Below are 26576 nucleotides of genomic sequence, written 5' to 3'. Positions count from 1 at the left end.
CAGGTCGGCTACGCATCGTCGCCTTGGTGAGCCGTTACCTCACCAACTAGCTAATGCGCCGCGGGCCCATCCGTAAGTGATAGCCGAAGCCATCTTTCAAATAAGAACCATGTGGTTCTTATTGTTATTCGGTATTAGCTCCGGTTTCCCGAAGTTATCCCAATCTTACAGGTAGGTTGCCCACGTGTTACTCACCCGTCCGCCGCTAACCTCCGGGAGCAAGCTCCCTTTGGTTCGCTCGACTTGCATGTATTAGGCACGCCGCCAGCGTTCGTCCTGAGCCAGGATCAAACTCTCCAATAAAGTTTGATTGCTCATTTGTTCAAAAAAATTAACGTTGACGCTTTTGTTTTGTTTAGTTTTCAAAGAACATTTTTTGTTGCTATCGCTCAGAAGCGACTTTATTAATATAACATTTTTATCTGTCGATGTCAACACTTTTTTAAATGTTTTTTCATGCTGTCATTTATGTTATCGCGTTGTTTATCAGCGACGTTTATTAATATATCACCCTAACACTATGAAGTCAACATGTTTTTTGCTTTTTTTAAAGAACAAAATTCCGCAACAATATTTGAATAATAAACACTTGCTATGAAAGCTATATATTTATATTTCAAAAGACCTTCAATGCTTTTATATCATCACTTATCATTCTGAAAAATATGCTTTTTTTGAGCGAATATATCGATTACATTCTGATGGTGTTGCAACCTTTCTAAATAGTTGAAACAATATTTGATATCTTTCTTCCATCGCACGCTTAACTACATAGTCAATTCGAGTATCTTGAAAATCAAGTAGTAATTCTTCTAACTCTCTTTTTATTAAATATTCAATTTCTTTTATTTCCTTTTTTGTTACTAAAAGTCCAAGCATAATGTCACCTCACTATTAGATATTCTAGTTATTTCCACTGTGAAACAGTTTTATGAAATTTTTTCTTTACTAGTCAGTCTTTTATCATATCTTCTATTAGGGAGCATAGTATGTAGACAAGTAATTGTATAAGATAGGCTATTTTCGTAAACTTTGTTGTTTTTAGGTTTTTAGATAGTGTCATCGTTCTCTAGCAAAAAGGATGATACGCATCTTAATAGGTTTCATATTTATTTCTTAGTTTCTAAGTACGAAAAACAACAATGAATGCGAACCAACTGTATGAGAAAAGGAGGGGGTTATGTGAATTTCTTTTTCGTTGTAAATGGTAACAAGGGAAAACAAGCACTAATAATTATTGCTGCTGCTTTATTTACAGCTATTTTTCTTTATCTTGAAAACGCGCTAAATTATACAGTTTTTTCGACTGAAGATGGTCCTAGAGCAATTTATAAAGGAGATGAACGAGGGGAGAAAATTGCTTTAACATTTGATGTCAATTGGGGTGACGAGCATATATTAAACATCCTAGAGGTATTAAAAAAAGAAAAAGTGAATGCAACTTTTTTCATTCTAGCAGATTGGGCTGAACGACATCCTGAAGTCGTAACTCAAATTGCAGACGACGGACATGAAATAGGTAGCAAAGGATATAGTTATAAAGATTATTCAGAGCTGGAAGCTAGTGAGATTAAAACCGATATTTTAAAATCTAGGGACGTATTTAAGGTATTACAAGTAAAAGCTGCCCCGCTACTACGACCACCTACTGGGAATATAAATGAAGAAATGATCACTACCGCATCCGAAGTTGGATACACCGTTGTACATTGGAGCATAGATTCACAAGATTAGCTACGCCCTGGTACTAAAGAAATAACTAAAAATGTTACAAAAAACCTTAATGGCGGAGACATTATCTTACTTCACGCATCTGACTCTGCCAGTCAAACGGCTGAGGCACTTCCATCAATTATTCAATTTATAAAAAAGAAAGGATACAAAAATGTTACTGTGACTGAACTTATTACAAACACAGATACAAAAAGCGGAGAAATTAAGTGAGATGATGGGAATAAGAAATTCCTCTCTATTTGGAAGTAAAAAATGAGTGGATTAAACCTCCACTCATTTTGTTTGAAAACAATTTTTAGCTATTAGTTAATTTCGGTAATATTAGTAGCTGGTACATGTTACATAGCAATAGGGGAAATAACATCAAATATAACCAACTATCATCATTTGCTTGAACCGCTGGTATTAACTCTATGATTGTTACGACTATCATAAAAAACATAGCCGGGACAAATGCCTGCTTATTTGTTTGTTGCTTTTTTAACAATGCAACAACAATGCCTACAACAGCAATAATTAAAGCTACTACGATGTACGAGAATATTGAATCTCCCTCATCTGCAAACAATTTATATCGAAAATATATAAGATCAAATAACACAAATATAATTAATACAATTTGCACTGCATTCCATAACTTCACAGATCGAAAGATCCCTAAGCCAAACCGATGGATCGTTAAATAAGCAAAAAATCCCATTTGACTAATAACACTAAATATAAGGCCTACACCAACAAACCAAATAAATGCCAATACAATATCCATAAATTCAAATGAAGAGAATAGCTCTTTGTATTCACTCCACTTTACAATAAATCCTATAATACCTGCACTAATTCCTCCAACAGCTAAGGTCGACATAAATAAACGAACCCAATTTCGACTATTCACAGCAAGACTCCTCCATTACACATTCTCCTACTGATTGTACCAATCGACTCGTGAAAATACCACATTTTCAGCATTAACAACGTATAATTTTTTGTATATAAACTATCCTAAAGTATAGGACAACCCTGAAAGGAGTTAGTGAGCAATGAAAACAAACGTGTTGCTCCTATTTATCATAGTCACAATTTTAACGGCTAGTGGGTGTGGACAGCAAGAACAAGCACAAGAATTGGATTATGAACAATCAAAGAAAATGATTGTTGATATTTTAAAGACTGATGAAGGAAAAAAGGCCATTCAAGACATTATGTCTGAAGACGGCATGAAGCAACAATTAATTATGGACCAAACAATTGTTACAGCTGCAATTGAAAAATCACTTACTTCTAAAGAAGCTACTGAATTTTGGAAAGAAAGTCTATCAGATCCTGAATTTGCAGAAAGCTTTGCAAAGGGCCTGCAGGAAGAACAAGAAAAATTAATAAAGGAGTTAATGAAAGATCCTGAATACCAAGGAATGATGCTAGAACTATTTCAAAATCCAGAGATGGAAGAGCAAACTTTAACTGTGCTCAAAGGTAAAGAATATCGGACTCATCTACAGAAGGTAATAACAGAAACGATAGAAAGCCCCTTATTTAAAGTTAAGATTCAAGAAATTCTATTAAAAGGTGCGGAGGAATTACAAAGCGGTGAAAAAAGTGGTGATGAAGAACAAAGCGCCGATAATGAAGAAGGTGGAGGTGATTCAGGAGGTAATGGAGGAGGAGGGTAACCTTACAAGTGTTTGAAAGCAGCAAATAAAAAGGGTCTACCTCACAATTTTTAATAATGCTCACAAAAAATTGTAGGACTGACCCTCTGTCTAATAAGAATTTACCACCATTTATACTATCGATGTAACCCTTTCAGCCATGTTCATATAAATTTTACCAAGTTGATGATCTTCAGCATAAATAGAAGGTGCAAAATCATCATCATCCCAATCAGGTTGCTGCAACGGAAGTTGTCCTAGCAGCTCTGTTTGTAGCTCCTTCGCTAATTTCGTGCCTCCGCCTTTACCAAAGACATATTCCTTTTCCCCTGTCAGCTTGCTTTCAAAATAAGACATATTTTCAATGACACCAATAATTTCATGCTCAGTGCGCAGAGCCATAGCACCGGCACGAGCAGCTACAAAAGCGGCAGTAGGATGTGGTGTTGTCACTATAATTTCTTTACAAGAAGGTAGCATAGCATGAACATCTAACGCAACATCCCCTGTTCCAGGAGGTAAATCTAACAATAGATAATCCAACTCGCCCCATTCAACCTCTTGAAAAAAGCTATTAAGCATCTTTCCTAACATTGGGCCTCTCCAAATAATAGGTGCATTATCTTCGACAAAGAATCCCATTGAAACTACTTTTACTCCTAATCTTTCAACAGGGATAATTTTCTCGCCTCTAACAACTGGTCTCTTCGTAATACCCATCATGTCTGGTACACTAAATCCATATATGTCAGCATCAACTAAGCCAACTTTTTTCCCTAGTCGTGCTAAAGATACAGCTAAATTAACAGAAACAGTTGATTTTCCAACCCCACCTTTACCACTTGCAATCGCAATAAACTTTGTGTTGCTACCTGATGATAATGGTGAATCACTACCTGCCTCAGAGGGTGGTGGGCTTTCCGACTTAGCAGTTTTATCTTGCGGTAATTCTGAAAAACGGAGCCCAACAGACTTAGCACCGGCATCCTTTAATACTTGTACGATATGTCCTTGTATTTGCAACTGCTCAGATGTACCAATTTTTGATAATGCAAGTTTTACACTTACATGCCCTTTCTCTTCTTTAATATTTATGTCTTGGATTGCACCAGTCTCTTCAAAAGTTTTATGTAAAAATGGATCTTTTAATTGACGTAATAGCTCAACTACTTGATCTTTCGTTATCAATTATTACACCGTCCTTTTTGTGTATTCGTTTTCATACGTTCACCTGTTAGTATACCATAATTACATATGACGGCTAAAAGAATTCACAATAATTAACTATTACTCAGGAGCCTTCCCCTCATTAGAAAAATATCTAATTATCCCTTTATATATGGAAAACGCTAGTGTTTCTTGATATGTGTCATCAGATAGTAAATCCCTTTCTGCACTATTCGATAAAAATCCTACTTCGACTAAGGAACCAGGTATATTTGCATTTTTCAATAAGTACACACCACTAATTGCCTTAGCTTTTCTCGTAGTATTGTCTAGAGTTGTTCGAAATTCATCTTGAATAAACCTTGCGATTTCCTTATTTTCAATATAATTGGGGTTATAAAACGTTTGTGCCCCCCTATATTTTGATGAAGGTATCGCATTTAAGTGAACACTGATAAATAAGTCACCTTGCGACTCATTAATTATTTCTGCTCTTTTTTTCAAATCCTCAGTTTTCCTTTTGCTATAGCCCTTTGTACCGCTAGATGCGAGGTCGTGATCATCTTCACGGGTCAAAATAACGAGTGCACCCTGTTCCTGAAGAAAATCCTTCAATAAGATAGTAACCTTTAAAGCTACATCTTTCTCAAGCACATCCCCACCAACTGCTCCTCCGTCAGGACCACCGTGGCCAGGGTCTAAAATAATTATCTTACCAGATAGAGGTAAATTCCACGATTTCCATGAAGCATTTTCTGTAAACTGGTATTGAACGATTATTAGTAGGATAATAAAGCCTATTAAGTATCCAGCAAATTTCAGTTTTTTCTTCACTTTGTCTCTGCCTCCCACTTTTTCCTTGTAAACACTATATGGGACAAGAGGCAAAAATAGACCACCTAGCTATATACCTATCGTTAAAAATGCAAGATGAGCAGTGAAGAACATGATCAACTTATATATTCATGTTATAGACACCTATCACCGTTTGCTAATGTAATTTCATTCGATACCGTTTTTCCCCTTTATAAAAACCTTCATTGAACCAATAATTAACAAAATGTTCGCATGTGTAATACATTGATTCATTCATTAAACTAAAATCATCAACGTTCCCCCAATATATAACGTAATCATACAAAGTATTAATTAAATACTTTTCTTCTGTTATACACCTTAGCTTTACCTTTTCTAAAGGTTCACCAAAATAACCAAATCGACTATAACTTGCTCCCAACAAGTATGATTCTACAGCGATGTCAATACATCCATCTTCAATAGCACTAATCGCCACAACACCTAACTTGTAAAAATCATTAAAAGTTTGTTCAACTTGTTTTTTTATAATTTCAAGAGATAACTCTCTTAGCATTTTCCGTTCGTAAATGACTTGCTTTTCCTTCTGCTTTGCAGCAAAAGTTGTTATAACATTCATTTCTTATTCAACCCCTTTTGAAGGTAGTTTACACTTCTCTAAAAGCTTCATACGTTACTGTCTTTACCAATTGAGAAAAGTTAGGATATCTCATTACCCTTATAACTTGCTCACATTCAGCAGGCACTGCTTATCGTTTGCAGCAAGTCCTCGGGCCAAAAATAGACGCTTCTTATATCTTTATATCAGTACGAAAGGCTTTTTTCGTAAACTTTGTTGTTTTTTCACTTACATTTAAGTAACTAATGTATTTAATATAATTTTTATCGTAATAATGAAGAAAAGGTGCCACGAACGTTAAGTGTATACGTGCTTATAACTTTGAAACGAAAAGCAACAATAAACTATAAGAAAAGAATATCCATCTGGCTGACATCGACATGCGTTAGATAGTGTTTTTTGTCTTAACGAAAAGTGGTGGAGTGATTTCGTGGGGACAAGCGTGGAACTTCAAATTCTCAATCTATTGTGAGTCTATTCATCTGAACACCCATTAGTCATAACAATTAGTGAGTCAGTTTTTTTAAAATAGTATAACAAAAAATTTTTTATCATAAACTTTGTTCCTATCGTGAAACGCTAGTAACGGCTTTTTTACAGAAGAAAAAGGTGTCATACACTCTAGTAGTGTATGTATTACTTAATTCAAAAAACAACAATTAATAAGAAAACAGTCAATAAAAAAGACCCCCAACCAATTTGGTTGAGAGTCTTTGAAACGTAAATAAAATTAACGTTTTGAGAACTGTGGTGCACGACGAGCGCCTTTAAGACCGTATTTTTTACGTTCTTTCATACGAGCATCACGAGTTAATAAACCAGCACGCTTTAATGTTGGGCGAAATTCTGGATCTGCTTGTAGTAACGCACGTGCGATACCATGACGAATTGCACCAGCTTGCCCAGTATATCCACCGCCATGAACGTTAACTAAAACGTCATAAGCACCTGTAGTTTCAGTTGCTTCAAGTGGTTGTTTTACAACTTCTCTTAATGCTGCAAATGGAATATAGTTTTCAATATCACGATCGTTGATCACGATACGTCCGTCACCAGGAACTAAACGTACACGAGCAACAGAGCTTTTACGACGGCCTGTGCCATAATATTGTACCTGTGCCAAATTAATACCCTCCTAAAATATTATCCGCGAAGTTCGTAAACTTCAGGTTGTTGTGCTTGATGTGGATGTTCGTTACCAGCATATACATGTAACTTTTTAAACATTTGACGACCTAATGAGCCTTTTGGTAACATACCACGAATTGCGCCTTCTAGCATTCTTTCTGGGTAGTTCGTACGCATTTCAAGCGCAGTTCTTACTTTTAATCCGCCTGGATGTTGACTATGACGGTAATATAGTTTGTCAGTTAATTTCTTACCTGTAAGTTCAATTTTCTCTGCATTGATGATGATTACATGATCACCAGTATCAACATGTGGTGTATAAGTTGGTTTATGTTTACCACGTAAAATCGATGCAATTTCGCTTGCAAGACGACCTAAAGTCTTTCCTTCAGCATCAACCACGTACCATTTACGTTGTACTTCTGCTGGCTTTGCCATAAAAGTTGTACGCATGATTTTCCCTCCTAAATAAAAAAATCCATGATTGGTTACATATATTATTCAACACGATTTTTCCGGGGCTAATCGTGGTTTTAAAATACATACCATATGATATAATAAATCTTTATGAGTCTATTGTCAAGAAAATGTTACACCAGGTTTAGTTGTCATAATTCACTTGCCATAAATACAATCCATGAGATGGCGCCGTTTGCCCCGCTAGCATCCGATTTTTTTGCTCTAAAATAGTTTTTATATCCTGAGGCTTTATTTTTCCTTGACCTACTTTTAATAATGTACCGACAAGAATTCTCACCATATTATATAAAAATCCTGACCCATTAAAGTGCAAAATCAACTCGTCGTTTTCTTCATACAAATCTATATAATAAATTGTTCGAACTTTATCTTCTTTTGCAGTTTTAGCTGAGCAAAAGCTTGTAAAATCATGAGTACCAATTAAATATTCTTTCGCCATTTTCATAGCTGAGAGATCAAGGGGATATGGATAATGATATATATACTTTCTAGTGAATACATCATATTGTTTTGACCTTAGTATTTTATACCGGTATTCCTTTGAAGTTACATCGTAACGCGCATGAAATGTTGGGTCTACCTGCACGACTTCCTTAATAACAATGTCATCAGGGACAATCGAATTTAATGCAGCGGGCCACCTGTTCGCAGGAATATCTAATGGTGAGTCGAAATGGATGACCTGTCCATAAGCATGAACACCCGAATCTGTTCTTCCTGAAGCATAGATTGCAACATGATGTCCCTTATGAATTTTCATTAAGGCTTTCTCAAGGTAACCTTGCACGGTCCGCTGATTTGGTAGAGTCTGAGTTTGAAATCCATTAAATTTTGACCCATCATAGGCTATTGTACATTTTAAACGTTGCATGATTTTTCTACCTTCTCCATTAACTTCTTAATAAAAATAACAAAACAGATACTAATAAAGGACTCATAATTACAATGGTATCTCTACTATGCCACTGTAATTGATGAAATTTCGTTCTACCCTCACCACCACGATAACCTCTTGCCTCCATGGCTGTTGCTAAATCTTCAGCTCTCTTAAACGCGCTAATAAACAGAGGAATTAACAAAGGAACAATTGACTTTATTCGATCCTTTATTGGTCCACTTGTGAAGTCTGCTCCCCTAGCTGTTTGAGCCTTAATTATTTTTTCTGTTTCTTGCATTAATGTCGGTATAAACCGAAGTGATATAGACATCATTAAAGCAATCTCATGAACAGGCAAACCAAAGCGTTTGAACGGGTTTAATAGACTTTCCATCCCATCTGTAATTTCTATCGGTGTTGTCGTTAACGTAAGCATAGACGTCATTAAAATCAAATTTAAAAAACGGAGGGAGATAAATACACCTTGCCTGATGCCTTCTTCATAGATTTCAATCCATCCTAAACTAAATAATAGTGCACCTTCCTTAGTTACAAAAATATGTAATATGAAAGTAAAAATAATAATCCAAAATATGAGTTTTAGCCCTTTCAAAATAAAGCGAATAGGTATTTGAGTTAGCAACATCATACCTATTGTATATAAACATAAAATCCCATATGTAAGCTCATTATTTGCTAAAAAAACTACTATGACATAAAGAAATATTAATGATAATTTCGAACGAGGGTCCAACTGATGGACAATTGAAGAGCCTGGTACATACCTACCTATTATAATTTTATCCATCATGCTGTTTCACCTTACCCATAATCAATTGTGCTTGTTCTAGTGCATCGTCGATCGTAAGGCATGTGGACGATAGCTGAATACCAAATTTGCTTTCTAGCTTCATCTTGAACTTTAATGCTTCAGGAACATCTAACCCTAGCTTGACTAGCTCCTTTGGCTTAGAAAATACTTCTTCTGGTTTCCCCTTCATTCTAATCGTACCATTATCCATGACAACAATCTCATCAGCATACTTTGCTGCATCCTCCATGCTATGAGTTACCAATACCGTCGTTATATTCTTCTTCTGATGTAGTTTATAGAACATATCCATTATCTCTGTACGCCCTCTAGGATCTAACCCAGCTGTTGGCTCATCTAACACAAGAACTTCTGGTTCCATTGCTAAAACTCCAGCAATTGCTACTCTTCTCATTTGACCACCACTTAAGTCAAAGGGTGACCTTTGCAAGAATTCACTTGGTAATCCAACTAACTCCAACGCTTCCTGTGCCTTCTTCTTCGCTTCTTTCTCTGATACACCAAAGTTAGTTGGACCAAAACATATATCTTTTTCTACTGTTTCCTCAAATAATTGATGTTCAGGAAATTGAAATACAATGCCAACTCTTTGTCTAAGCTTCTTTATCTTTTTATTCTTTTTCTCAGAGTCGATTGTCATATCACCAACGGTTAAACTTCCTACTGTCGGTTTTAATAGACCATTCAAATGTTGTAACAAAGTCGACTTTCCTGAACCAGTGTGTCCAATGATTGCTAGAAATGTTCCTGAATTAATAGCTAAATTAATATCGTAAAGTGCTAATCGTTCAAGAGGCGTATGTTGATGATATTTATGTTCTACATTTTGTATTGTAATGTCCATAACTCATCCACCAATCCTTCATCTGTTAAATGATCAACTGTCAAAGGAATACCTGCTCGCCTCATTTTTTTACTAAGTCTAACGGAGAAAGGAAGATCAAGACCTATATTAACGAGCTCCTTCTCTAAAGCAAAAATATCTTCGGGTCGTCCCTCCGTGAAAATATTACCCTTATTCATAACCAATATACGATCAGCTTTACTTGCTTCATCCAAATCATGCGTGATTGAAATGACCGATATAACTTGCTCATCTTTAAGTTTTCTAATTGTTCTCAAGACTTCTTCTTTCCCTTTAGGATCAAGCATAGATGTCGCTTCATCTAAAATAATAATATCAGGCCTCACAGCTAACACACCAGCAATTGCAACTCTTTGTTTCTGTCCTCCGGAGAGATTATGTGGCTCTTGATCAACAAACGCTTCCATTTTCACTCTATTAATTGCTTCGTCCACGCGATCTACCATTTCCGAACGTTCTACCCCATTATTTTCTAACCCAAAAGCTACATCATCAATGACAGTTGTACCAACAAATTGGTTGTCTGGATTTTGGAACACCATACCAATTTTCTTACGAACATCCCAAATCGACTCATTTGTAAGTGTGATACCGGCCACTGATACTTCTCCAGACTCTGGTATTAACAACCCATTCAATATTCTCGCCAGTGTTGATTTTCCAGAACCATTATGGCCTACAATTGCTAACCATTCACCATTTTTAAGTGAAAATGATATATCTTTTAACGCATAATGTGATTGGTCATTATAGCGAAAGGAAACACCTTTGACTGATAATAGTTCATTCCCCATATCCTTTCCTCCTCTATTATTCGACATATTTCCTAAGAAATAAAAAAAAGCTTTATTGCATCATTAGTTCTGATGGTAAGATGAGGAGACTTAAAGGAGATATGCACTGAGGGTGGACAGTTCGTTAAGCGTAGACTCTCGATTTACCTCAATCCGCCTAATAATTTTCAAGAGTAATTGTAATGCCCCTTGTTGGCCCCTGCTATCATTATAAAGAGAAAAATATGAAGCATCATAGTTTAGACATTTATTGATAGTATAAAAACAATAGCAAAAAAGGGCATAGATTCAGTCATTAAAACTGTCCTGCCCTCATTTACTCATACAAAGATGTTCAAAAATCTCCTTTTGAACATTCAGTAGTATTAAACTAATTCAATAATAACCATTGGTGCTCCGTCTCCACGACGTGGACCCATTTTCATAATACGAGTGTAACCACCTTGGCGTTCTTCATAACGTGGTGCAATATCGCCAAATAACTTTTGAAGAGCGTCGTCACCTGTTTCTTCATTCGCAACTTCATTACGAATAAATGCTGCAGCTTGACGGCGAGCATGTAAATCTCCACGCTTACCTAAAGTTATCATTTTATCTACAAGAGAACGTAATTCTTTTGCACGTGTCTCTGTTGTTTGAATGCGTTCATTGATAATTAAATCAGTAGTTAAATCACGTAGTAACGCTTTACGTTGAGCGCTTGTACGTCCTAATTTACGATATGACATGAGATGTCCCTCCTTTTTAGAGTGTTATCATAGCAGTAAGGAAAACATGAAAATGCCTAGTTAAGAGTCTCATAACTAGTCATCTTTTCGCAATCCCAACCCTAACTCATCAAGCTTTGCTTTAACCTCTTCTAAAGACTTACGACCTAGGTTTCGTACTTTCATCATGTCTTCTTCGGTTTTATGAGCTAGTTCTTGTACAGTGTTAATACCTGCACGTTTTAAACAATTATAAGAACGAACTGAAAGATCTAATTCTTCAATTGTCATCTCAAGCACTTTTTCTTTTTGGTCTTCTTCTTTTTCAACCATGATTTCAGCATTTTGCGCTTCGTCAGTTAAACCAACAAAAATATTCAAGTGCTCAGTCAAAATTTTCGATCCAAGAGCAATAGCCTCTTTAGGACCTGTGCTTCCATCTGCCCATACGTCAAATGTTAGTTTATCAAAATTTGACAACTGACCTACACGAGTGTTTTCAACTTGATATGAAACACGAGATACCGGTGTGAAAATCGAATCAATTGGAATCACTCCTATTGGTTGATCCTCACTTTTATTTGCATCAGCTGAAGTATATCCACGTCCACGTCTTGCGGTTAATCTCATACGCAAATGACCATCTTTTGCTAAAGTAGCGATATGAAGGTCAGGGTTAAGAATTTCCACATCACTATCATGTGTAATATCAGCAGCTGTTACAGCTCCTTCACCTTGTATATCAATTTCAAGCGTCTTGTCCTCGTCTGAATAAATTTTCAATCCGAGTTTCTTTACGTGTAAAATAATAGACGTTACATCTTCCACGACGCCTTCAATTGTTGAGAACTCATGCAGTACACCATCTATTTGAATAGATGTGACAGCTGCACCAGGTAGTGAGGATAATAGAATACGACGTAAGGAGTTACCCAAAGTTGTACCATATCCACGCTCAAGTGGCTCGATGACGAATTTACCGTATTTGGCATCATCGCTGATCTCAACCGTTTCGATTTTTGGTTTTTCAATTTCTATCATTACAAACCCTCCTTCAAAACGTCGAAACCCCGGCTAGACAATTTAATGTTAGTTTGTCTATGGATGTCTAACCGAAATTCCCCAATAATAAGTTCCCGAATGTGCACAACAACTAAAATAATTAATCTGTTTCGCAATAAAAATGATTTATCATAACCCATTATTGACATGAATTCAAAATCTATACAGAGAAATTATACACGGCGACGTTTTGGTGGACGACATCCGTTATGTGGAACAGGTGTAACATCCTTAATTGCAGTAACTTCAAGTCCTGCTGCTTGAAGTGCACGGATAGCAGCTTCACGTCCAGCTCCAGGTCCTTTTACAGTTACTTCAAGTGTTTTTAAGCCATTTTCTATAGAAGTCTTGGCAGCCGTTTCTGCAGCCATTTGAGCAGCAAAAGGAGTAGATTTTTTAGAACCTTTGAAACCTAATGCACCGGCGCTAGACCAAGAAATCGCGTTACCATGAACGTCAGTGATCGTAACGATTGTGTTATTAAACGTTGAACGAATATGTGCAATACCAGACTCAATATTCTTTTTCACACGACGTTTACGTGTATTTGTTTTACGTGCCATTTCTTAAGAACCTCCTTTACTATTTCTTCTTATTCGCTACAGTACGACGTGGACCTTTACGTGTACGAGCATTATTTTTAGAATTTTGTCCTCGAACTGGTAATCCACGACGATGACGAATTCCTCTATATGAACCGATTTCGATTAGACGTTTAATATTTAATGATACTTCACGACGAAGGTCACCCTCTACTTTATAGCCGTCGATGATATCACGGATTTTCCCTAATTCTTCTTCAGTTAAATCACGCACACGAGTATCTTCTGAAACTCCTGCATCAGCTAGAATTTTCTCTGCTTTTGTGCGTCCAATACCAAAAATATATGTTAATGATACTACAACACGTTTATCACGAGGAATATCTACACCAGCAATACGCGCCATTATACGTGCACCTCCTTATGCTTATCCTTGTTTTTGTTTATGTTTTGGGTTTTCACAAATAACCATTACTTTTCCATTTCTGCGAATAACTTTACATTTTTCACAAATAGGTTTAACTGATGGTCTTACCTTCACTGTTCTAACCTCCTTGGTAATAACGGAGTTTAATTATTTAAAGCGGTACGTAATCCGTCCGCGAGTTAAATCATATGGTGATAATTCTACAGTAACTTTATCTCCTGGTAAGATTCGAATAAAGTGCATACGAATTTTACCTGAAACATGTGCTAATACTGTATGTCCGTTTTCAAGTTCTACCTTAAACATTGCATTTGGTAATGTTTCTACGACAGTACCTTCAACTTCAATTACATCGTCTTTCGCCATCTAAAAGCTCTCCCTTCTTCAAATCAGTAACTTGCTCATTGACAAACTTTGTTAATGCATAGCGCAATTTCCCGTTTGTCACACGACCAGTTTCACTTATACTGTTCTGAACTTCCGGAGATACGTAATCAAAAAACTCAAGGTGTTGAATGTTCTTCTTTTTTGGCCGATCATATTTTCGCTTTTCTCCATCCGCAAGTAAAACAAATCGCTCATCAACACTTTTTATAATTATTGCATACTGTCCAGCGTCTCTGCCTTGAGTGATTAAAACAAACTGACCTATGCGCGGACTCGAATCAGAATCGTTCAACTATTATCACCTTCACTTAGGCTTTTGTTAAAATTTCATAACCAGTCTCTGTAATAACAATCGTATGCTCAAAATGTGCACACATTTTACCATCAACCGTTACAACTGTCCAGTCATCTGCTAGCGTTTTTACATATCGACTACCTGCATTTATCATCGGCTCAATCGCCAATACCATCCCTGGTTTCAATCGCGGCCCTTTATTTGGTGGGCCATAATGTGGTATTTGAGGATCTTCATGCAAATCTTGACCAACACCGTGGCCTACATACTCACGAACGACTGAGAAATTATTTTCTTCAGCATACGTTTGGATCGCATGAGAGATGTTCGATAACCTTACATGAGACTTAGCTTCCTTTAAACCTTCATATAATGAATTCTCAGTCACATCTAAGAGCCTCTGTGTTTCTTCAGTAATATTCCCGACTGGATATGTCCAAGCAGAGTCACCGTGATATCCATTGTATTTAGCCCCAATGTCTATACTGATGATGTCTCCATCTTTTAAGACACGATCACCAGGAATACCGTGAACTAACTCTTCGTTGACTGAAGCACATATACTCCCGCGAAAACCATTATACCCCTTAAATGATGGAATTGCATCATGTTTCCGAATAAACTCTTCAGCAATTGTATCCAATTGCTTAGTAGTAATACCAGGTTTAATATGTTTCTGTAATTCCTTGTGAGTCAAAGCAACGATACGGCCTGCTTCACGCATTATTTCTATCTCACGTGGGGTCTTACAAATAATCATTTAGATAAGCCTCCAAGCAATTTATCAATATCTATAAATACTTTATCGATTGCTTGTTGTCCATCAATGTTTTGTAAATAACCTTTTTGCTTGTAGAAATTTAATAAAGGCTCTGACTGTTTAATGTTTACCTCTAGTCGAGTTTTTACAGTAGCCTCATTATCATCAGCACGTTGATATAATTCTCCTCCACATTTATCGCAAACTCCCTCTTGTTGCGGTGGATTAAATACTAGATGATATGTGGCACCACAGTCCTTACAAATTCTTCTGCCTGTTAAACGTTCTAATAGTATTGATTTATCAACATTTATATTGATAACAAAATCTATCGTACTGTTCATAGCATGTAATAATTGTTCTAACGCCTCTGCTTGAGCGACTGTTCGAGGGAAACCATCTAACAGAAAACCATTTTTACAATCATTTTTACCTAATCTTTCACGAACAATACCTATTGTAACTTCATCAGGAACAAGTTTGCCCTCATCCATAAAAGCCTTTGCTTTTAAGCCTAATTCAGTTCCTTCACTTATAGCAGCACGGAACATATCTCCTGTTGATATGTGAGGAATATTATACTTGCTAACAATTTGCTCTGCCTGCGTACCTTTACCTGCACCAGGGAGCCCCATTAATACGAGATTCATATGTGTTCACCCTCATCTAACAATGAGGAAATGGGAGAACCCCAAAACCTCATGACTTAATAAACCCTTTGTAATGACGTTTTACAAGTTGGCTTTCAAGCTGTTTCATTGTCTCAAGTGCAACACCGACAACGATGAGCAAGCTTGTTCCACCAATTTGTACTGATTCCGGAAGACTGGTAAATTTAATAAAAATGATAGGAAGAACAGAAATTGCAGCTAAGAAAATAGAACCTACAAATGTAAGACGATATAGTATCCGAGTTACATATTCTTGCGTATTTATCCCTGGACGAATTCCAGGAATATATCCACCTTGTTTTTTAAGGTTTTCTGCCATCTGTTCAGGATTCACTTGAACAAACGTATAGAAATAAGTAAACGCAATAATTAATGCAACATATATTGTCATACCGACAGGTTCAGTATACCTGAATGTATTTTCAATCCACATAGTAACATCGTTTTGTCCAAAGAATGATGCAATTGTTGGTGGTGTAATAATAAACGATACTGCAAAGATAACAGGTATTACACCCGCAGCATTTACTTTTAAAGGTAAATGAGTAGATTGTCCTCCAACTGGACTACGACCTACTAAGCGTTTTGCATATTGAATTGGAATTTTACGAAATGCTTGTTGGATGAAAATTACACCAACGACGATTGCAACGATCGCGAGTAGTAATAATACTACTGTAACGATACGTAAGAACAGCTGTTCTCCAGCACCTTCAAATTGTGTTGCATATACTTGGTTAGCGATATTCGGAATGCCTGCCACAATCCCAGCAAAGATGAGGATGGAAATTCCATTACCAACACCGTGAGCTGTTATTTGTTCACCTAACCACATTAAAAAGGCAGTTCCAGCCGTCAATACTAATGCTATTAACAAATAAGTTGGAATGCCAGGGTTCTCAATTAATGCCCCGTTCGACATAGTGTTAAAGCCAATGGACATACCAATTGCTTGAATAAATCCAAGAACTATTGTGCCGTAGCGGGTAAACTGAGCTAATTTACGACGACCAACTTCACCTTGTTTTGACCACTCAGTAAACTTTGGAACAACATCCATTTGTAGTAATTGAATGATGATGGAAGCCGTGATATAAGGCATAATCCCCATTGCAAAGATGGAAAAGTTCTGTAATGCTCCACCACCAAATGTATTCAATACTCCAAATAGATTGTTTTCGCCTGTAACCTGTAATACTTCAGCGTTGATGTTCGGAACAGGAATAAACGTCCCTATTCTAAACACAACTAACATCAACAAGGTGAATATTATTTTCTTTCTTATATCACCAACGCGCATAAAATTGGAGATTGTTCGGAACATTAAATCACCTCAGTTTTACCGCCTGCAGCTTCAATTGCTTCTTTTGCAGCAGAAGAGAATTTGTGAGCTTTAACAGTAAGCTTTTTCTCAACTTTTCCTTTTGCAAGGACTTTCAAACCCGATTTAAGCTTACTTACTACACCTGTTTCGATTAATAATTCAGGTGTTACTTCCGTACCATCTTCAAAACGATTTAATGTTTCAAGATTAACGACCGCATACTCTTTTCGGTTAATGTTCGTAAAACCACGTTTAGGTAGTCGTTGGAACAAAGGTGTTTGACCACCCTCGAAGCCTGGACGTACGCCACCGCCAGAACGAGACTTTTGACCTTTTTGGCCTCTACCAGATGTTTTACCATTACCAGTAGCAATACCACGTCCTACACGATTACGAGTTTTACGAGACCCTTCAGCTGGTTTAAGTTCATGAAGTTTCATCAGGGCACCTCCTTATTTACTCATGTTAAAATTATTGTTCTTTTACCGTAACTAAATGTGCAACTTTGTTTACCATGCCGCGAATTGCAGCATTATCTTCATGTACGACCGTTTGATGCATCTTTTTCAAACCTAAAGTTTGAACAGTTACTTTTTGATCTTTAGAACGGCCAATAACACTTCTTGTGAGGGTGATAGCTAATTTCTTTGACATTTCATTTCCCCCCTTATCCTAACAATTCTTCAACTGATTTTCCACGCAACTTTGCAACGTCTTCAGCGCGCTTCATATCCTGAATACCACTAATTGTAGCACGAATCATGTTAATAGGTGTATTTGAACCTAAAGATTTTGATAGGATGTCATGTACACCAGCTAACTCTAATACTGCACGTACAGGACCTCCAGCGATAACTCCAGTACCTTCAGAAGCAGGCTTTAACAAGATTTCTCCAGCGCCAAATCGTCCGATAACTTCATGTGGAATTGTTGTACCAACCATAGGTACAGTAACAAGATTTTTCTTAGCATCTTCTATAGCTTTACGAATAGCTTCTGGAACCTCTTGAGCTTTACCAGTTCCAAAACCAACGTGACCGTTTTTATCACCAACAACAACAAGTGCAGCAAAACGGAAACGACGTCCACCTTTCACTACCTTTGCAACGCGGTTTACGGTAACAACACGTTCTTCAAGTTCTAGTTTACTTGGATCAACACGGACCATCTGTATCCCTCCTTTGACAATTAAAATTCTAAGCCATTTTCACGAGCTGAATCAGCTAACGCTTTAATACGTCCATGGAATAGGTATCCTCCACGATCAAAAACCACTTCTTTAATACCTTTTTCTGACGCACGTTTAGCAACTAACTCGCCAACTTTTTGCGCTGCGTCAACATTACCTGTTGACTCAATGCTTAATTCTTTATCTAAAGTAGATGCACTTGCAAGTGTAACACCATTCACATCATCGATTACTTGCGCATATATGTGTTTGCTAGAACGAAACACATTCAAACGCGGGCGTACAGCTGTTCCTGAAATTTTCGCACGAACACGTCCGTGTCTTTTTTTACGAACTGCATTCTTATCAGGTTTTGTAATCATACTATGCCACTCCTTTCTTATACACTAGGCGGTATTACTTACCAGTCTTACCTTCCTTACGACGTACATATTCACCTTCATAACGAATTCCTTTACCTTTATAAGGCTCAGGTGGACGTACATCACGAATGTTAGCAGCTAAAGCTCCAACACGTTCTTTATCAGTACCTTTAATAACAATTTTTGTATTTGCAGGCACATCAATTTCGATCCCTGCTTCAGGCTCGATTTCTACAGGATGAGAGTATCCAACATTTAGGATTAGCTTTTTACCTTGCTTTTGAGCACGGTAACCTACCCCGATCAATTCAAGACCTCTTTCATATCCTTTAGAAACACCTTCAACCATATTAGCAAGTACGCTACGAGTTGTTCCATGTAATGAGCGGTGCTCTTTTGAATCAGATGGTCGAACAACTGTTACTACGCTCTCTTCTATAGTTAATTCCATATCTGCATGGATTGTACGAGTTAATTCACCCTTCGGTCCTTTAACAATAACGTTTTTATTTTCCTCAGTTACTGTTACACCCGCAGGGATAACAATTGGTTTTTTACCAACGCGTGACATAAATTACACCTCCATTCTAAAAAAACTTTTTACCAAACGTAAGCTAATACTTCTCCGCCTGCTTGTTTTTGACGAGCTTCTTTGTCAGTTAACACGCCTTGAGAAGTAGAAACGATCGCAATTCCTAAACCGTTAAGTACACGAGGTACCTCATCAGCTTTAGCGTATACTCGTAAACCAGGTTTACTAATACGTTTTAATCCAGTAATTACACGTTCATTATTTGCACCATACTTTAAGAAAATACGGAGAATACCTTGTTTGTTATCTTCAATAAATTCCACATCACGAACAAAACCTTCACGTTTTAAAATATCAGCGATATCTTTCTTCATGTTTGAAGCAGGAACCTCTAATTTGTCGTGACGTACCATGTTCGCATTGCGAATACGAGTAAGCAAATCTGCAATAGGATCTGTCATCACCATAATATTTTTACCTCCTTCCCATATCTGGGTTTTACCAACTTGCTTTTTTTACACCTGGGATATGTCCCTTATATGCTAATTCACGGAAACAAATACGGCAAAGTTTAAATTTTCTTAGTACTGAATGAGGACGACCACATCGTTCACAACGTGTGTACTCACGCACTTTAAACTTTTGATCACGTTTTTGTTTTACGACCATTGATTTTTTAGCCACATTTTCGCCTCCTTATATTTAGATGGCACTGATTACTTTTGGAACGGCATACCCATTTGAGTTAATAATTCACGAGCTTCTTCATCAGTATTTGCAGTGGTTACGATAACGATATCCATACCACGAACTTTCGAAACTTTATCATATTCAATTTCAGGGAAAATCAATTGTTCCTTAATCCCTAATGTATAGTTACCACGACCGTCGAATGATTTTTTAGATACACCACGGAAGTCACGTACACGTGGAAGTGCTACAGACACTAGTTTATCTAAAAATTCATACATACGCTCACCGCGTAAAGTTACTTTTGCACCAATTGGCATTCCTTCACGAAGACGGAAACCAGCGATAGATTTCTTTGCTTTTGTAACTACAGGCTTTTGACCAGTTATTGTTGTTAATTCTTCAACAGCATTATCTAATGCCTTTGAGTTTGAAACAGCATCACCTACACCCATATTTACAACTATTTTTTCAAGTTGAGGTGTTTGCATAACTGATTTATAACTAAATTTACTCATAACACTAGGAGTAATTTCTTTTTGATATTTTTCCTTTAGGCGGTTCATAGTAGTACCTCCTTTCTACAACTAGTTATTTATCTAATAATTCACCAGATTTTTTTGCATAGCGTACGTTTTTGCCATCAACTTGCTTATGTCCAACACGCGTAGGTTCACCCGACTTTGGATCTAATGGCATAACATTTGATACATGGATAGGTGCCTCTTGGCTGTTAATCCCACCTTGGGGATTTGCTTGTGAAGGTTTAGAATGCTTCTTCACAATGTTCACACCTTCCACAAGAACTCTACTTTTCTTTGGGAATGCAGCAAGGATAACTCCTTGTTTACCTTTATCCTTACCTGAAATCACAAGTACTTTATCACCTTTTTTTACATGCATCTTATCTGCACCTCCTTGATAAGGCATTTCAATTTTCAAATTAAAGAACTTCAGGAGCTAATGATACAATTTTCATGAAGTTGCTATCACGTAATTCACGAGCTACCGGGCCAAAAATACGAGTACCACGTGGACTTTTGTCGTCACGAATAATCACGCATGCATTTTCGTCAAAACGGATGTATGAACCGTCTGGGCGTCGTGCTCCTTTTTTTGAACGTACAACAACAGCCCTAACTACTTCACCTTTTTTGACAACGCCTCCTGGTGTTGCTTGTTTCACTGTACAAACAATTACATCACCAATATTTGCGTATTTACGTCCAGAGCCACCTAGAACTTTAATCGTTAACACTTCACGAGCTCCAGAATTATCAGCAACTTTCAACCGAGATTCTTGTTGAATCATTCACGAAACCTCCCTTCGGATATAAAATTCATCCGACCTTGTATTATATAATTACCGCTTTTTCAACTACTTCTACTAAACGGAAACGTTTTGTTGCAGATAGTGGACGTGTTTCCATTACTTTAACTACGTCGCCAACTTTTGCAACATTTTGCTCATCATGTGCTTTGAATTTCTTAGAATACTTAACACGTTTACCATATAGCGAATGAGTTTTGTATGTTTCAACTAATACAGTTATCGTTTTATCCATTTTGTCAGATACAACACGACCTGTATACACTTTACGTTGGTTGCGTTCACTCATTTAAGTAAACCTCCCCTCATTTATCGATTATTCACACCGATCTCTCTTTCACGTATCACAGTTTTCATACGAGCGATCGATTTACGTACTTCGCGAATACGAGCTGTATTTTCAAGTTGTCCAGTCGCTAGCTGGAAACGTAAATTGAATAACTCTTCTTTTAAAGACTTAACTTTTTGTTCAATTTCGGCAGTGGTAAGGTCACGAATTTCATTAGCTTTCATTAGATTCACCACCAATTTCTTCTCGTTTTACAAACTTACATTTTACTGGAAGTTTATGTGATGCAAGGCGAAGTGCTTCACGTGCCACCTCTTCAGGTACACCTGAGATTTCAAACATAATCTTACCTGGTTTTACAACAGCAACCCAGCCCTCTGGAGCACCCTTACCGGAACCCATTCGGACTTCTAAAGGTTTAGCTGTATATGGCTTGGATGGGAATATTTTAATCCATACTTTACCGCCACGTTTCATATAACGTGTCATCGCAATACGAGCAGCCTCGATTTGGCGGTTAGTAATCCAAGACGCTTCTAGCGCTTGTAAGCCGAACTCACCGAAATTAACTTCAGTGCCGCCTTTTGCACGACCGCGCATTTTCCCGCGGTGTTCGCGACGATACTTAACGCGTTTTGGCATTAACATGATTATTTTCCTCCTTCCTTTTTATTCTTCTTTGTAGGAAGGACCTCTCCACGATAAATCCATACTTTAACGCCTAATTTACCATAAGTAGTATCAGCTTCAGCTGTACCGTAATCTATGTCAGCACGGAGTGTATGAAGTGGAACTGTTCCCTCACTGTAATATTCTGCACGAGCGATATCTGCACCACCTAAACGCCCAGATACCATTGTTTTGATCCCTTTTGCTCCAGCGCGTAAAGCACGTTGAATAGCTTGCTTTTGCACACGACGGAAGGATACACGGTTTTCTAATTGACGAGCAATATTGTCTGCTACTAATTTAGCGTCTAAATCAGCTCTCTTGATTTCTACGATATTAAGGTGGACACGTTTACCTGTTAACGCATTTAACGCTTTACGAAGTGCTTCTACTTCTGATCCACCTTTACCAATAACCATTCCTGGTTTTGCAGTGTGAACTGAAATATTTACACGATTAGCCGCGCGTTCAATTTCCACTTTTGATACAGCAGAGTCACTTAATCTTTTAGTAATGTATTCACGAACCTTAAGGTCTTCATGCAACAAGTCTGCATAGTCCTTATCAGCATACCACTTTGATTCCCAATCACGGATGACTCCTATACGCAAACCGACTGGATTTACTTTTTGTCCCACTGATTATCCCTCCTTCTTTTCTGATACCACTACAGTAATGTGGCTCGTACGTTTATTAATTTGACTAGCACGTCCCATTGCACGAGGGCGAAAACGTTTCATAGTCGGGCCTTCGTTCACATACGCTTCTTCAACAACTAAATTATTAACATCCATCTCATAGTTGTGTTCTGCGTTTGCAACAGCTGATTTTAATACTTTTTCTACTATTGGAGAAGCCGCTTTGTTTGTTAAGCGTAAAACTGCTAATGCTTCACCAATTTGCTTTCCTCGAATTAAGTCCGCTACTAAGCGAGCTTTACGAGGCGCAATTCGAACTGTTCTTGCAACAGCTTTTGCTTGCATTTAGGATGCCTCCTCTCTTAACGTCTTGTTTTCTTGTCATCACTAGCGTGACCTTTATACGTACGAGTTGGTGCAAACTCTCCAAGCTTGTGACCAACCATGTCTTCACTTATATATACAGGCACATGTTTTCGACCATCATAAACTGCAATTGTATGACCAATGAATTGAGGGAAAATCGTTGAACGACGAGACCATGTTTTAACCACACGCTTACCATCGGTTTCATTTAAGCTCTCAATTTTTTTCATTAAATGATCATCTACAAAAGGTCCTTTTTTTAAGCTGCGTCCCATATGTGAACCTCCCTTCGCGATTGGCATACGGTTCCTGTGAACCGTAGCACAACCCCGTTATTTTTTACGACGACGCACGATAAATTTATCTGACTTCTTATTTTTCTTGCGCGTTTTATAACCGAGTGTTGGTTTACCCCAAGGTGTCATTGGTGACTTACGTCCGATAGGAGCTCTACCTTCACCACCACCATGTGGGTGATCAACCGGGTTCATTACAGATCCACGTACAGTTGGGCGTTTACCTAACCAACGAGAACGACCTGCTTTACCGATATTAATAAGTTCGTGTTGCTCATTACCAACTTGACCAATAGAAGCACGGCAAGCAGCTAAAACCATACGAACTTCACCTGAAGTTAAACGTACTAAAACGTATTTTCCTTCTTTACCAAGAACTTGAGCAGATGTTCCAGCAGAACGTACCAATTGTCCACCTCTACCTGGTTTAAGTTCAATGTTATGAATAACTGTACCAACAGGAATATTAACTAAAGGTAATGCATTACCCACTTTAATATCCGCTTCTGGGCCAGACATGATTTCCATGCCCACTTCTAAATTTTTCGGAGCTAGAATATAACGTTTTTCACCATCAACATAGTTAATTAACGCAATATTAGCTGATCTATTTGGATCATATTCGATTGTAGCAACGCGTCCTGGTATACCATCTTTGTCGCGTTTAAAATCAATGATGCGGTATTGACGCTTATGACCGCCACCTTGATGACGTACTGTTAATCTACCTTGGTTGTTACGTCCACCCTTTTTATTCAAAGGAGCCAATAACGACTTCTCGGGAGTATCAGTAGTGATTTCTGCAAAATCAGATACCGACATACCACGACGACCGTTTGAGGTAGGTTTATACTTTTTAATCGCCATCTCTATTTCCCTCCTTCACTAGTAAACTTATACTTCAAAAAGTTCGATTTCTTTGCTATCAGCAGTTAACTTCACGATTGCTTTTCTGCGACGATTAGTATAACCACTATGACGACCCATACGCTTGAACTTACCTTTGTAGTTCATGATGTTTACTTTTTCTACTTTCACATCAAAAATTGCCTCAACAGCATCCTTGACTTCAGTTTTATTAGCTTTCACATCAACGTCAAACGTATATTTTTTCTCTTCCAATAAATCTGTAGAACGTTCTGTAATAACGGGGCGCTTAATAATATCACGAGGTTCTTTCATTACGCAAGCACCTCCTCTACTTTTTCCACCGCATCTTTAGTGATTACAAGTTTATCGTGGTTTAATAAGTCCAGTACGTTCACACCTGTAGCAGATATAACTGTTACTCCAGGAATATTACGCGCTGAAAGAGTCACGAATTCATTTTGATCAGCAGTTACGATTAACGCTTTGCGATCTGCAGAAAGACTGTTTAAAATGTTTACCATTTCTTTTGTTTTAGGAGCTTCAAATGCTAGGCTCTCTAATACAACGATATCATTTTCAAGCACTTTTGTTGATAGTGCTGATTTAAGTGCTAAGCGACGTACCTTCTTAGGTAGCTTATAGCTGTAGCTTCTAGGTGTAGGTCCGAATACTATTCCACCACCACGCCATTGTGGAGAACGAATTGATCCTTGACGAGCACGTCCAGTACCTTTTTGACGCCAAGGTTTACGTCCACCGCCACGTACTTCAGAACGACCTTTTACTTTGTGAGTTCCTTGTCTTAAGGAAGCTCTTTGCATAATAACTGCATCGAATAATACACTCTTGTTAGGCTCAATACCAAATACAGATTCATTAAGCTCTACTTCACCTACTGTAGAACCATTTTGGCTATATAATGTTACTTTAGGCATTGGTATATTCCTCCTTTCTTACAAAAATTACTGTGCCTTAACCGCACTATTAATAGTTACAAGACCTTTTTTTGGTCCTGGGACATTACCTTTAATAAGTAAAATGTTACGTTCAGCATCAATTTTTACAACTTCTAAGTTTTGAACAGTTATACGTTCTCCACCCATACGTCCAGGTAAAAGCTTTCCTTTGAATACACGGTTTGGATCAACAGGTCCCATTGAACCAGGACGGCGGTGATAGCGCGAACCGTGTGACATAGGGCCGCGTGATTGTCCGTGGCGCTTAATTGCACCTTGGAATCCTTTACCCTTTGAAATACCTGTAACATCTACTACATCGCCTTCAGAAAAGACGTCAACTTTGACTTCCTGACCAACTTCATATTCCTCAACGTTCAGCCCGCGGAATTCACGGATGAAGCGCTTAGGCGTAGTATCCGCTTTTGCAACATGTCCTTTAGCTGGTTTGTTAGCAAGCTTTTCACGCTTGTTATCAAAACCAAGTTGTATAGCTTCATAACCATCTGTTGCTTCAGTTTTCTTCTGAAGAACTACGTTAGGTGAAGCCTCAACTACAGTAACTGGTACAAGTACATCTCCAACGAACACTTGTGTCATACCAATCTTTCTACCTAAGATTCCTTTGGTCATTCGTCACACCTCCTGTTATCTAACTTATTATTTATTATAGTTTAATTTCAATATCTACACCTGACGGCAAGTCTAAACGCATTAGTGAATCTACTGTTTTTGGAGTAGGATTTACGATATCAATTAAGCGTTTATGTGTACGCATTTCAAATTGCTCACGAGAATCTTTATACTTATGAACAGCACGAAGAATCGTATAAACAGACTTTTCAGTTGGTAACGGAATCGGACCAGAGACATTTGCACCTGATCGCTTAGCTGTTGCTACGATTTTTTCTGCAGATTGATCAAGAATTCGGTGATCGTAAGCTTTTAATCGAATACGAATTTTTTCTTTTGCCATTATTTTCCCTCCTTTTTCGCCTATTTTATTTAATAGACATTCTCCGTGGAAATTTCCACACACTCGCCATGGCAAAGCGGCCGGGTGTGTCAGCAACCTTCCACATCATCGCAGTCAAAGACCAACATTCACTATTATATAAAAAAATTGCACCTAATGCAATAGCAAATTTTAATCTATCAATTTTTTTAACCCACGACTTAGTATACACGCCTTACAGTCTCTTTTCAATTACTCTAGCACAACATACTGTTAGCAGTTTTTGTTAATGCTCTTTTGG

At 37.6% G+C, this 26576-nt stretch carries 44 protein-coding genes, 1 rRNA gene and 1 pseudogene; 2 read left to right on the top strand and 44 right to left on the bottom strand.

The features are described from left to right. A 16S ribosomal RNA gene (locus ACSVDA_RS17840) occupies positions 1-303 on the bottom strand; the annotation flags it as partial. A 348-nt stretch (positions 304-651) separates the two neighbouring features. After that, positions 652-879: a hypothetical protein gene (locus tag ACSVDA_RS17835; RefSeq protein WP_485884835.1), complete on the bottom strand. Its 228-nt coding sequence runs from the start codon at positions 877-879 to the stop codon at positions 652-654. Between the two features lie 303 nt (positions 880-1182). Here ACSVDA_RS17835 and pdaB point away from each other — a divergent pair. Further along, a pseudogene (pdaB, locus tag ACSVDA_RS17830) lies at positions 1183-1944 on the top strand (polysaccharide deacetylase family sporulation protein PdaB). Between the two features lie 85 nt (positions 1945-2029). Here the strand turns inward: pdaB and ACSVDA_RS17825 are convergent. Then, positions 2030-2626, bottom strand: coding sequence for a KinB-signaling pathway activation protein (locus ACSVDA_RS17825; protein WP_485884833.1), 597 nt, complete (start codon positions 2624-2626; stop codon positions 2030-2032). A gap of 145 nt (positions 2627-2771) precedes the next feature. Between ACSVDA_RS17825 and gerD the strand changes: the two genes are divergently transcribed. Then, positions 2772-3401, top strand: a complete 630-nt coding sequence (gene gerD, locus ACSVDA_RS17820) for a spore germination lipoprotein GerD (protein ID WP_485884831.1) — start codon at positions 2772-2774, stop codon at positions 3399-3401. A 111-nt stretch (positions 3402-3512) separates the two neighbouring features. Here gerD and ACSVDA_RS17815 read toward each other — a convergent pair whose 3' ends face one another. The 41 genes from ACSVDA_RS17815 to ACSVDA_RS17615 form a co-directional block, all read right to left on the bottom strand. After that, positions 3513-4568 carry a P-loop NTPase gene (locus tag ACSVDA_RS17815; protein WP_485884829.1) on the bottom strand — a complete coding sequence of 352 codons (1056 nt, stop codon included), beginning with the start codon at positions 4566-4568 and terminating at the stop codon, positions 3513-3515. A gap of 99 nt (positions 4569-4667) precedes the next feature. Next, a complete protein-coding gene (gene cwlD / locus ACSVDA_RS17810) occupies positions 4668-5381 on the bottom strand; it encodes an N-acetylmuramoyl-L-alanine amidase CwlD (RefSeq protein ID WP_485884827.1) in 714 nt (237 codons plus the stop codon). Between the two features lie 157 nt (positions 5382-5538). Beyond that, positions 5539-5982: a YbaK family protein gene (locus ACSVDA_RS17805; protein WP_485884825.1), complete on the bottom strand. Its 444-nt coding sequence runs from the start codon at positions 5980-5982 to the stop codon at positions 5539-5541. Between the two features lie 730 nt (positions 5983-6712). Then, positions 6713-7105: a 30S ribosomal protein S9 gene (gene rpsI / locus ACSVDA_RS17800; RefSeq protein ID WP_214483824.1), complete on the bottom strand. Its 393-nt coding sequence runs from the start codon at positions 7103-7105 to the stop codon at positions 6713-6715. 20 nt (positions 7106-7125) lie between these two features. Further along, positions 7126-7563, bottom strand: coding sequence for a 50S ribosomal protein L13 (gene rplM / locus ACSVDA_RS17795; protein WP_214483825.1), 438 nt, complete (start codon positions 7561-7563; stop codon positions 7126-7128). 148 nt (positions 7564-7711) lie between these two features. Further along, entirely contained in the window at positions 7712-8461 is a 750-nt protein-coding gene (truA, locus tag ACSVDA_RS17790) for a tRNA pseudouridine(38-40) synthase TruA (RefSeq protein WP_485884822.1), read from the bottom strand. Positions 8462-8480: 19 nt separating this feature from the next. After that, positions 8481-9278, bottom strand: a complete 798-nt coding sequence (locus ACSVDA_RS17785) for an energy-coupling factor transporter transmembrane component T family protein (protein WP_485884820.1) — start codon at positions 9276-9278, stop codon at positions 8481-8483. Further along, positions 9268-10143 (bottom strand): energy-coupling factor ABC transporter ATP-binding protein, encoded by an 876-nt coding sequence (locus tag ACSVDA_RS17780; RefSeq protein ID WP_485884818.1) that lies wholly within the window; start codon positions 10141-10143, stop codon positions 9268-9270. Before ACSVDA_RS17780 ends, ACSVDA_RS17785 begins: the two co-directional genes overlap by 11 nt. Next, positions 10119-10958 (bottom strand): energy-coupling factor ABC transporter ATP-binding protein, encoded by an 840-nt coding sequence (locus ACSVDA_RS17775; RefSeq protein ID WP_214483829.1) that lies wholly within the window; start codon positions 10956-10958, stop codon positions 10119-10121. The genes ACSVDA_RS17780 and ACSVDA_RS17775 overlap by 25 nt, the downstream gene beginning before the upstream one ends. Before the next feature lie 365 nt (positions 10959-11323). Continuing rightward, on the bottom strand, positions 11324-11686 hold the full coding sequence (gene rplQ / locus ACSVDA_RS17770) for a 50S ribosomal protein L17 (protein ID WP_214483830.1): 363 nt from the start codon (positions 11684-11686) through the stop codon (positions 11324-11326). A 75-nt stretch (positions 11687-11761) separates the two neighbouring features. Next, on the bottom strand, positions 11762-12706 hold the full coding sequence (locus ACSVDA_RS17765) for a DNA-directed RNA polymerase subunit alpha (protein WP_320211083.1): 945 nt from the start codon (positions 12704-12706) through the stop codon (positions 11762-11764). 194 nt (positions 12707-12900) lie between these two features. Continuing rightward, on the bottom strand, positions 12901-13290 hold the full coding sequence (rpsK, locus tag ACSVDA_RS17760; protein WP_214483831.1) for a 30S ribosomal protein S11: 390 nt from the start codon (positions 13288-13290) through the stop codon (positions 12901-12903). Between the two features lie 19 nt (positions 13291-13309). Continuing rightward, positions 13310-13675, bottom strand: a complete 366-nt coding sequence (gene rpsM / locus ACSVDA_RS17755) for a 30S ribosomal protein S13 (RefSeq protein WP_214483832.1) — start codon at positions 13673-13675, stop codon at positions 13310-13312. 21 nt (positions 13676-13696) lie between these two features. Further along, entirely contained in the window at positions 13697-13810 is a 114-nt protein-coding gene (gene rpmJ / locus ACSVDA_RS17750) for a 50S ribosomal protein L36 (protein ID WP_017473641.1), read from the bottom strand. Between the two features lie 33 nt (positions 13811-13843). Further along, positions 13844-14062, bottom strand: a complete 219-nt coding sequence (infA, locus tag ACSVDA_RS17745; RefSeq protein ID WP_003348578.1) for a translation initiation factor IF-1 — start codon at positions 14060-14062, stop codon at positions 13844-13846. After that, positions 14040-14375 (bottom strand): KOW domain-containing RNA-binding protein, encoded by a 336-nt coding sequence (locus tag ACSVDA_RS17740; RefSeq protein ID WP_214483833.1) that lies wholly within the window; start codon positions 14373-14375, stop codon positions 14040-14042. Before ACSVDA_RS17740 ends, infA begins: the two co-directional genes overlap by 23 nt. A gap of 16 nt (positions 14376-14391) precedes the next feature. After that, positions 14392-15138: a type I methionyl aminopeptidase gene (map, locus tag ACSVDA_RS17735; protein WP_320211084.1), complete on the bottom strand. Its 747-nt coding sequence runs from the start codon at positions 15136-15138 to the stop codon at positions 14392-14394. Next, on the bottom strand, positions 15135-15788 hold the full coding sequence (locus ACSVDA_RS17730) for an adenylate kinase (protein WP_485884811.1): 654 nt from the start codon (positions 15786-15788) through the stop codon (positions 15135-15137). Before ACSVDA_RS17730 ends, map begins: the two co-directional genes overlap by 4 nt. A gap of 49 nt (positions 15789-15837) precedes the next feature. After that, positions 15838-17133 carry a preprotein translocase subunit SecY gene (secY, locus tag ACSVDA_RS17725; protein ID WP_214483835.1) on the bottom strand — a complete coding sequence of 432 codons (1296 nt, stop codon included), beginning with the start codon at positions 17131-17133 and terminating at the stop codon, positions 15838-15840. Beyond that, positions 17133-17573, bottom strand: a complete 441-nt coding sequence (gene rplO / locus ACSVDA_RS17720; RefSeq protein WP_214483836.1) for a 50S ribosomal protein L15 — start codon at positions 17571-17573, stop codon at positions 17133-17135. Before rplO ends, secY begins: the two co-directional genes overlap by 1 nt. A gap of 31 nt (positions 17574-17604) precedes the next feature. After that, a complete protein-coding gene (rpmD, locus tag ACSVDA_RS17715; RefSeq protein ID WP_214483837.1) occupies positions 17605-17787 on the bottom strand; it encodes a 50S ribosomal protein L30 in 183 nt (60 codons plus the stop codon). A 13-nt stretch (positions 17788-17800) separates the two neighbouring features. After that, positions 17801-18301: a 30S ribosomal protein S5 gene (rpsE, locus tag ACSVDA_RS17710; protein ID WP_214483838.1), complete on the bottom strand. Its 501-nt coding sequence runs from the start codon at positions 18299-18301 to the stop codon at positions 17801-17803. Between the two features lie 20 nt (positions 18302-18321). Then, a complete protein-coding gene (gene rplR / locus ACSVDA_RS17705) occupies positions 18322-18684 on the bottom strand; it encodes a 50S ribosomal protein L18 (protein WP_214483839.1) in 363 nt (120 codons plus the stop codon). Positions 18685-18718: 34 nt separating this feature from the next. After that, a complete protein-coding gene (rplF, locus tag ACSVDA_RS17700) occupies positions 18719-19255 on the bottom strand; it encodes a 50S ribosomal protein L6 (protein WP_485884807.1) in 537 nt (178 codons plus the stop codon). Positions 19256-19284: 29 nt separating this feature from the next. Next, positions 19285-19683: a 30S ribosomal protein S8 gene (rpsH, locus tag ACSVDA_RS17695; protein ID WP_485884805.1), complete on the bottom strand. Its 399-nt coding sequence runs from the start codon at positions 19681-19683 to the stop codon at positions 19285-19287. A gap of 31 nt (positions 19684-19714) precedes the next feature. Next, the gene (locus ACSVDA_RS17690) at positions 19715-19900 is read right to left on the bottom strand and encodes a type Z 30S ribosomal protein S14 (protein ID WP_214483842.1); all 186 of its coding nucleotides are present in this window, start codon (positions 19898-19900) and stop codon (positions 19715-19717) included. 32 nt (positions 19901-19932) lie between these two features. Beyond that, positions 19933-20472: a 50S ribosomal protein L5 gene (gene rplE / locus ACSVDA_RS17685; protein ID WP_485884802.1), complete on the bottom strand. Its 540-nt coding sequence runs from the start codon at positions 20470-20472 to the stop codon at positions 19933-19935. Positions 20473-20497: 25 nt separating this feature from the next. After that, a complete protein-coding gene (gene rplX, locus ACSVDA_RS17680; protein ID WP_214483844.1) occupies positions 20498-20809 on the bottom strand; it encodes a 50S ribosomal protein L24 in 312 nt (103 codons plus the stop codon). A 40-nt stretch (positions 20810-20849) separates the two neighbouring features. After that, positions 20850-21218, bottom strand: a complete 369-nt coding sequence (gene rplN, locus ACSVDA_RS17675; protein ID WP_214483845.1) for a 50S ribosomal protein L14 — start codon at positions 21216-21218, stop codon at positions 20850-20852. A gap of 43 nt (positions 21219-21261) precedes the next feature. Next, a complete protein-coding gene (gene rpsQ, locus ACSVDA_RS17670; protein ID WP_320259556.1) occupies positions 21262-21525 on the bottom strand; it encodes a 30S ribosomal protein S17 in 264 nt (87 codons plus the stop codon). A 20-nt stretch (positions 21526-21545) separates the two neighbouring features. Beyond that, the gene (rpmC, locus tag ACSVDA_RS17665) at positions 21546-21749 is read right to left on the bottom strand and encodes a 50S ribosomal protein L29 (RefSeq protein WP_214483847.1); all 204 of its coding nucleotides are present in this window, start codon (positions 21747-21749) and stop codon (positions 21546-21548) included. Continuing rightward, positions 21739-22173, bottom strand: a complete 435-nt coding sequence (rplP, locus tag ACSVDA_RS17660; RefSeq protein WP_214483848.1) for a 50S ribosomal protein L16 — start codon at positions 22171-22173, stop codon at positions 21739-21741. The genes rpmC and rplP overlap by 11 nt, the downstream gene beginning before the upstream one ends. Positions 22174-22175: 2 nt before the next feature. Continuing rightward, positions 22176-22832, bottom strand: a complete 657-nt coding sequence (rpsC, locus tag ACSVDA_RS17655) for a 30S ribosomal protein S3 (RefSeq protein WP_214483849.1) — start codon at positions 22830-22832, stop codon at positions 22176-22178. A 3-nt stretch (positions 22833-22835) separates the two neighbouring features. Then, the gene (gene rplV / locus ACSVDA_RS17650) at positions 22836-23177 is read right to left on the bottom strand and encodes a 50S ribosomal protein L22 (RefSeq protein ID WP_214483850.1); all 342 of its coding nucleotides are present in this window, start codon (positions 23175-23177) and stop codon (positions 22836-22838) included. A 17-nt stretch (positions 23178-23194) separates the two neighbouring features. Further along, positions 23195-23473, bottom strand: coding sequence for a 30S ribosomal protein S19 (gene rpsS, locus ACSVDA_RS17645; protein ID WP_320211090.1), 279 nt, complete (start codon positions 23471-23473; stop codon positions 23195-23197). A gap of 57 nt (positions 23474-23530) precedes the next feature. After that, the gene (gene rplB / locus ACSVDA_RS17640) at positions 23531-24361 is read right to left on the bottom strand and encodes a 50S ribosomal protein L2 (RefSeq protein ID WP_214483852.1); all 831 of its coding nucleotides are present in this window, start codon (positions 24359-24361) and stop codon (positions 23531-23533) included. A 27-nt stretch (positions 24362-24388) separates the two neighbouring features. Beyond that, positions 24389-24676, bottom strand: a complete 288-nt coding sequence (rplW, locus tag ACSVDA_RS17635; RefSeq protein ID WP_485884796.1) for a 50S ribosomal protein L23 — start codon at positions 24674-24676, stop codon at positions 24389-24391. Next, positions 24676-25299, bottom strand: a complete 624-nt coding sequence (gene rplD / locus ACSVDA_RS17630) for a 50S ribosomal protein L4 (protein WP_410626580.1) — start codon at positions 25297-25299, stop codon at positions 24676-24678. Before rplD ends, rplW begins: the two co-directional genes overlap by 1 nt. Positions 25300-25326: 27 nt before the next feature. Continuing rightward, on the bottom strand, positions 25327-25953 hold the full coding sequence (gene rplC / locus ACSVDA_RS17625) for a 50S ribosomal protein L3 (protein ID WP_214483855.1): 627 nt from the start codon (positions 25951-25953) through the stop codon (positions 25327-25329). Between the two features lie 34 nt (positions 25954-25987). Beyond that, positions 25988-26296, bottom strand: a complete 309-nt coding sequence (gene rpsJ / locus ACSVDA_RS17620; RefSeq protein ID WP_214483856.1) for a 30S ribosomal protein S10 — start codon at positions 26294-26296, stop codon at positions 25988-25990. Positions 26297-26321: 25 nt separating this feature from the next. After that, a complete protein-coding gene (locus ACSVDA_RS17615; protein WP_485884793.1) occupies positions 26322-26507 on the bottom strand; it encodes a hypothetical protein in 186 nt (61 codons plus the stop codon). Positions 26508-26576: the final 69 nt, after the last annotated feature.

The sequence above is a fragment of the Cytobacillus sp. Hm23 genome (genome assembly GCF_051842895.1).
In the GTDB taxonomy this organism is placed as follows: Bacteria; Bacillota; Bacilli; order Bacillales; family SM2101; genus Nanhaiella.
Note: the sequence above shows the minus strand (reverse complement) of the source record. Positions and strands in the feature narration are given on the sequence as shown.

Bases quoted from the DNA above. Each gene is read 5' to 3' on its own strand.
- ACSVDA_RS17835 (WP_485884835.1), bottom strand. From the start codon at position 879: ATGCTTGGACTTTTAGTAACAAAAAAGGAAATAAAAGAAATTGAATAT.
- gerD (WP_485884831.1), top strand. From the start codon at position 2,772: ATGAAAACAAACGTGTTGCTCCTATTTATCATAGTCACAATTTTAACG.
- ACSVDA_RS17805 (WP_485884825.1), bottom strand. From the start codon at position 5,982: ATGAATGTTATAACAACTTTTGCTGCAAAGCAGAAGGAAAAGCAAGTC.
- rplM (WP_214483825.1), bottom strand. From the start codon at position 7,563: ATGCGTACAACTTTTATGGCAAAGCCAGCAGAAGTACAACGTAAATGG.
- truA (WP_485884822.1), bottom strand. From the start codon at position 8,461: ATGCAACGTTTAAAATGTACAATAGCCTATGATGGGTCAAAATTTAAT.
- ACSVDA_RS17785 (WP_485884820.1), bottom strand. From the start codon at position 9,278: ATGATGGATAAAATTATAATAGGTAGGTATGTACCAGGCTCTTCAATT.
- ACSVDA_RS17780 (WP_485884818.1), bottom strand. From the start codon at position 10,143: ATGGACATTACAATACAAAATGTAGAACATAAATATCATCAACATACG.
- ACSVDA_RS17775 (WP_214483829.1), bottom strand. From the start codon at position 10,958: ATGGGGAATGAACTATTATCAGTCAAAGGTGTTTCCTTTCGCTATAAT.
- rplQ (WP_214483830.1), bottom strand. From the start codon at position 11,686: ATGTCATATCGTAAATTAGGACGTACAAGCGCTCAACGTAAAGCGTTA.
- ACSVDA_RS17765 (WP_320211083.1), bottom strand. From the start codon at position 12,706: ATGATAGAAATTGAAAAACCAAAAATCGAAACGGTTGAGATCAGCGAT.
- rpsK (WP_214483831.1), bottom strand. From the start codon at position 13,290: ATGGCACGTAAAACAAATACACGTAAACGTCGTGTGAAAAAGAATATT.
- rpsM (WP_214483832.1), bottom strand. From the start codon at position 13,675: ATGGCGCGTATTGCTGGTGTAGATATTCCTCGTGATAAACGTGTTGTA.
- infA (WP_003348578.1), bottom strand. From the start codon at position 14,062: ATGGCGAAAGACGATGTAATTGAAGTTGAAGGTACTGTCGTAGAAACA.
- map (WP_320211084.1), bottom strand. From the start codon at position 15,138: ATGATTATTTGTAAGACCCCACGTGAGATAGAAATAATGCGTGAAGCA.
- ACSVDA_RS17730 (WP_485884811.1), bottom strand. From the start codon at position 15,788: ATGAATCTCGTATTAATGGGGCTCCCTGGTGCAGGTAAAGGTACGCAG.
- secY (WP_214483835.1), bottom strand. From the start codon at position 17,133: ATGTTCCGAACAATCTCCAATTTTATGCGCGTTGGTGATATAAGAAAG.
- rplO (WP_214483836.1), bottom strand. From the start codon at position 17,573: ATGAAACTTCATGAACTTAAACCAGCTGAAGGGTCTCGTAAAACTCGT.
- rpmD (WP_214483837.1), bottom strand. From the start codon at position 17,787: ATGTCAAAGAAATTAGCTATCACCCTCACAAGAAGTGTTATTGGCCGT.
- rpsE (WP_214483838.1), bottom strand. From the start codon at position 18,301: ATGGTCCGTGTTGATCCAAGTAAACTAGAACTTGAAGAACGTGTTGTT.
- rplR (WP_214483839.1), bottom strand. From the start codon at position 18,684: ATGATTACAAAACCTGATAAGAATGCAGTTCGTAAAAAAAGACACGGA.
- rplF (WP_485884807.1), bottom strand. From the start codon at position 19,255: ATGTCACGCGTTGGTAAAAAACCAATTGTTATCCCTGCGGGTGTAACA.
- rpsH (WP_485884805.1), bottom strand. From the start codon at position 19,683: ATGGTGATGACAGATCCTATTGCAGATTTGCTTACTCGTATTCGCAAT.
- rplE (WP_485884802.1), bottom strand. From the start codon at position 20,472: ATGAACCGCCTAAAGGAAAAATATCAAAAAGAAATTACTCCTAGTGTT.
- rplX (WP_214483844.1), bottom strand. From the start codon at position 20,809: ATGCATGTAAAAAAAGGTGATAAAGTACTTGTGATTTCAGGTAAGGAT.
- rplN (WP_214483845.1), bottom strand. From the start codon at position 21,218: ATGATTCAACAAGAATCTCGGTTGAAAGTTGCTGATAATTCTGGAGCT.
- rpsQ (WP_320259556.1), bottom strand. From the start codon at position 21,525: ATGAGTGAACGCAACCAACGTAAAGTGTATACAGGTCGTGTTGTATCT.
- rpmC (WP_214483847.1), bottom strand. From the start codon at position 21,749: ATGAAAGCTAATGAAATTCGTGACCTTACCACTGCCGAAATTGAACAA.
- rplP (WP_214483848.1), bottom strand. From the start codon at position 22,173: ATGTTAATGCCAAAACGCGTTAAGTATCGTCGCGAACACCGCGGGAAA.
- rplV (WP_214483850.1), bottom strand. From the start codon at position 23,177: ATGCAAGCAAAAGCTGTTGCAAGAACAGTTCGAATTGCGCCTCGTAAA.
- rpsS (WP_320211090.1), bottom strand. From the start codon at position 23,473: ATGGGACGCAGCTTAAAAAAAGGACCTTTTGTAGATGATCATTTAATG.
- rplB (WP_214483852.1), bottom strand. From the start codon at position 24,361: ATGGCGATTAAAAAGTATAAACCTACCTCAAACGGTCGTCGTGGTATG.
- rplW (WP_485884796.1), bottom strand. From the start codon at position 24,676: ATGAAAGAACCTCGTGATATTATTAAGCGCCCCGTTATTACAGAACGT.
- rplD (WP_410626580.1), bottom strand. From the start codon at position 25,299: ATGCCTAAAGTAACATTATATAGCCAAAATGGTTCTACAGTAGGTGAA.
- rplC (WP_214483855.1), bottom strand. From the start codon at position 25,953: ATGACCAAAGGAATCTTAGGTAGAAAGATTGGTATGACACAAGTGTTC.
- rpsJ (WP_214483856.1), bottom strand. From the start codon at position 26,296: ATGGCAAAAGAAAAAATTCGTATTCGATTAAAAGCTTACGATCACCGA.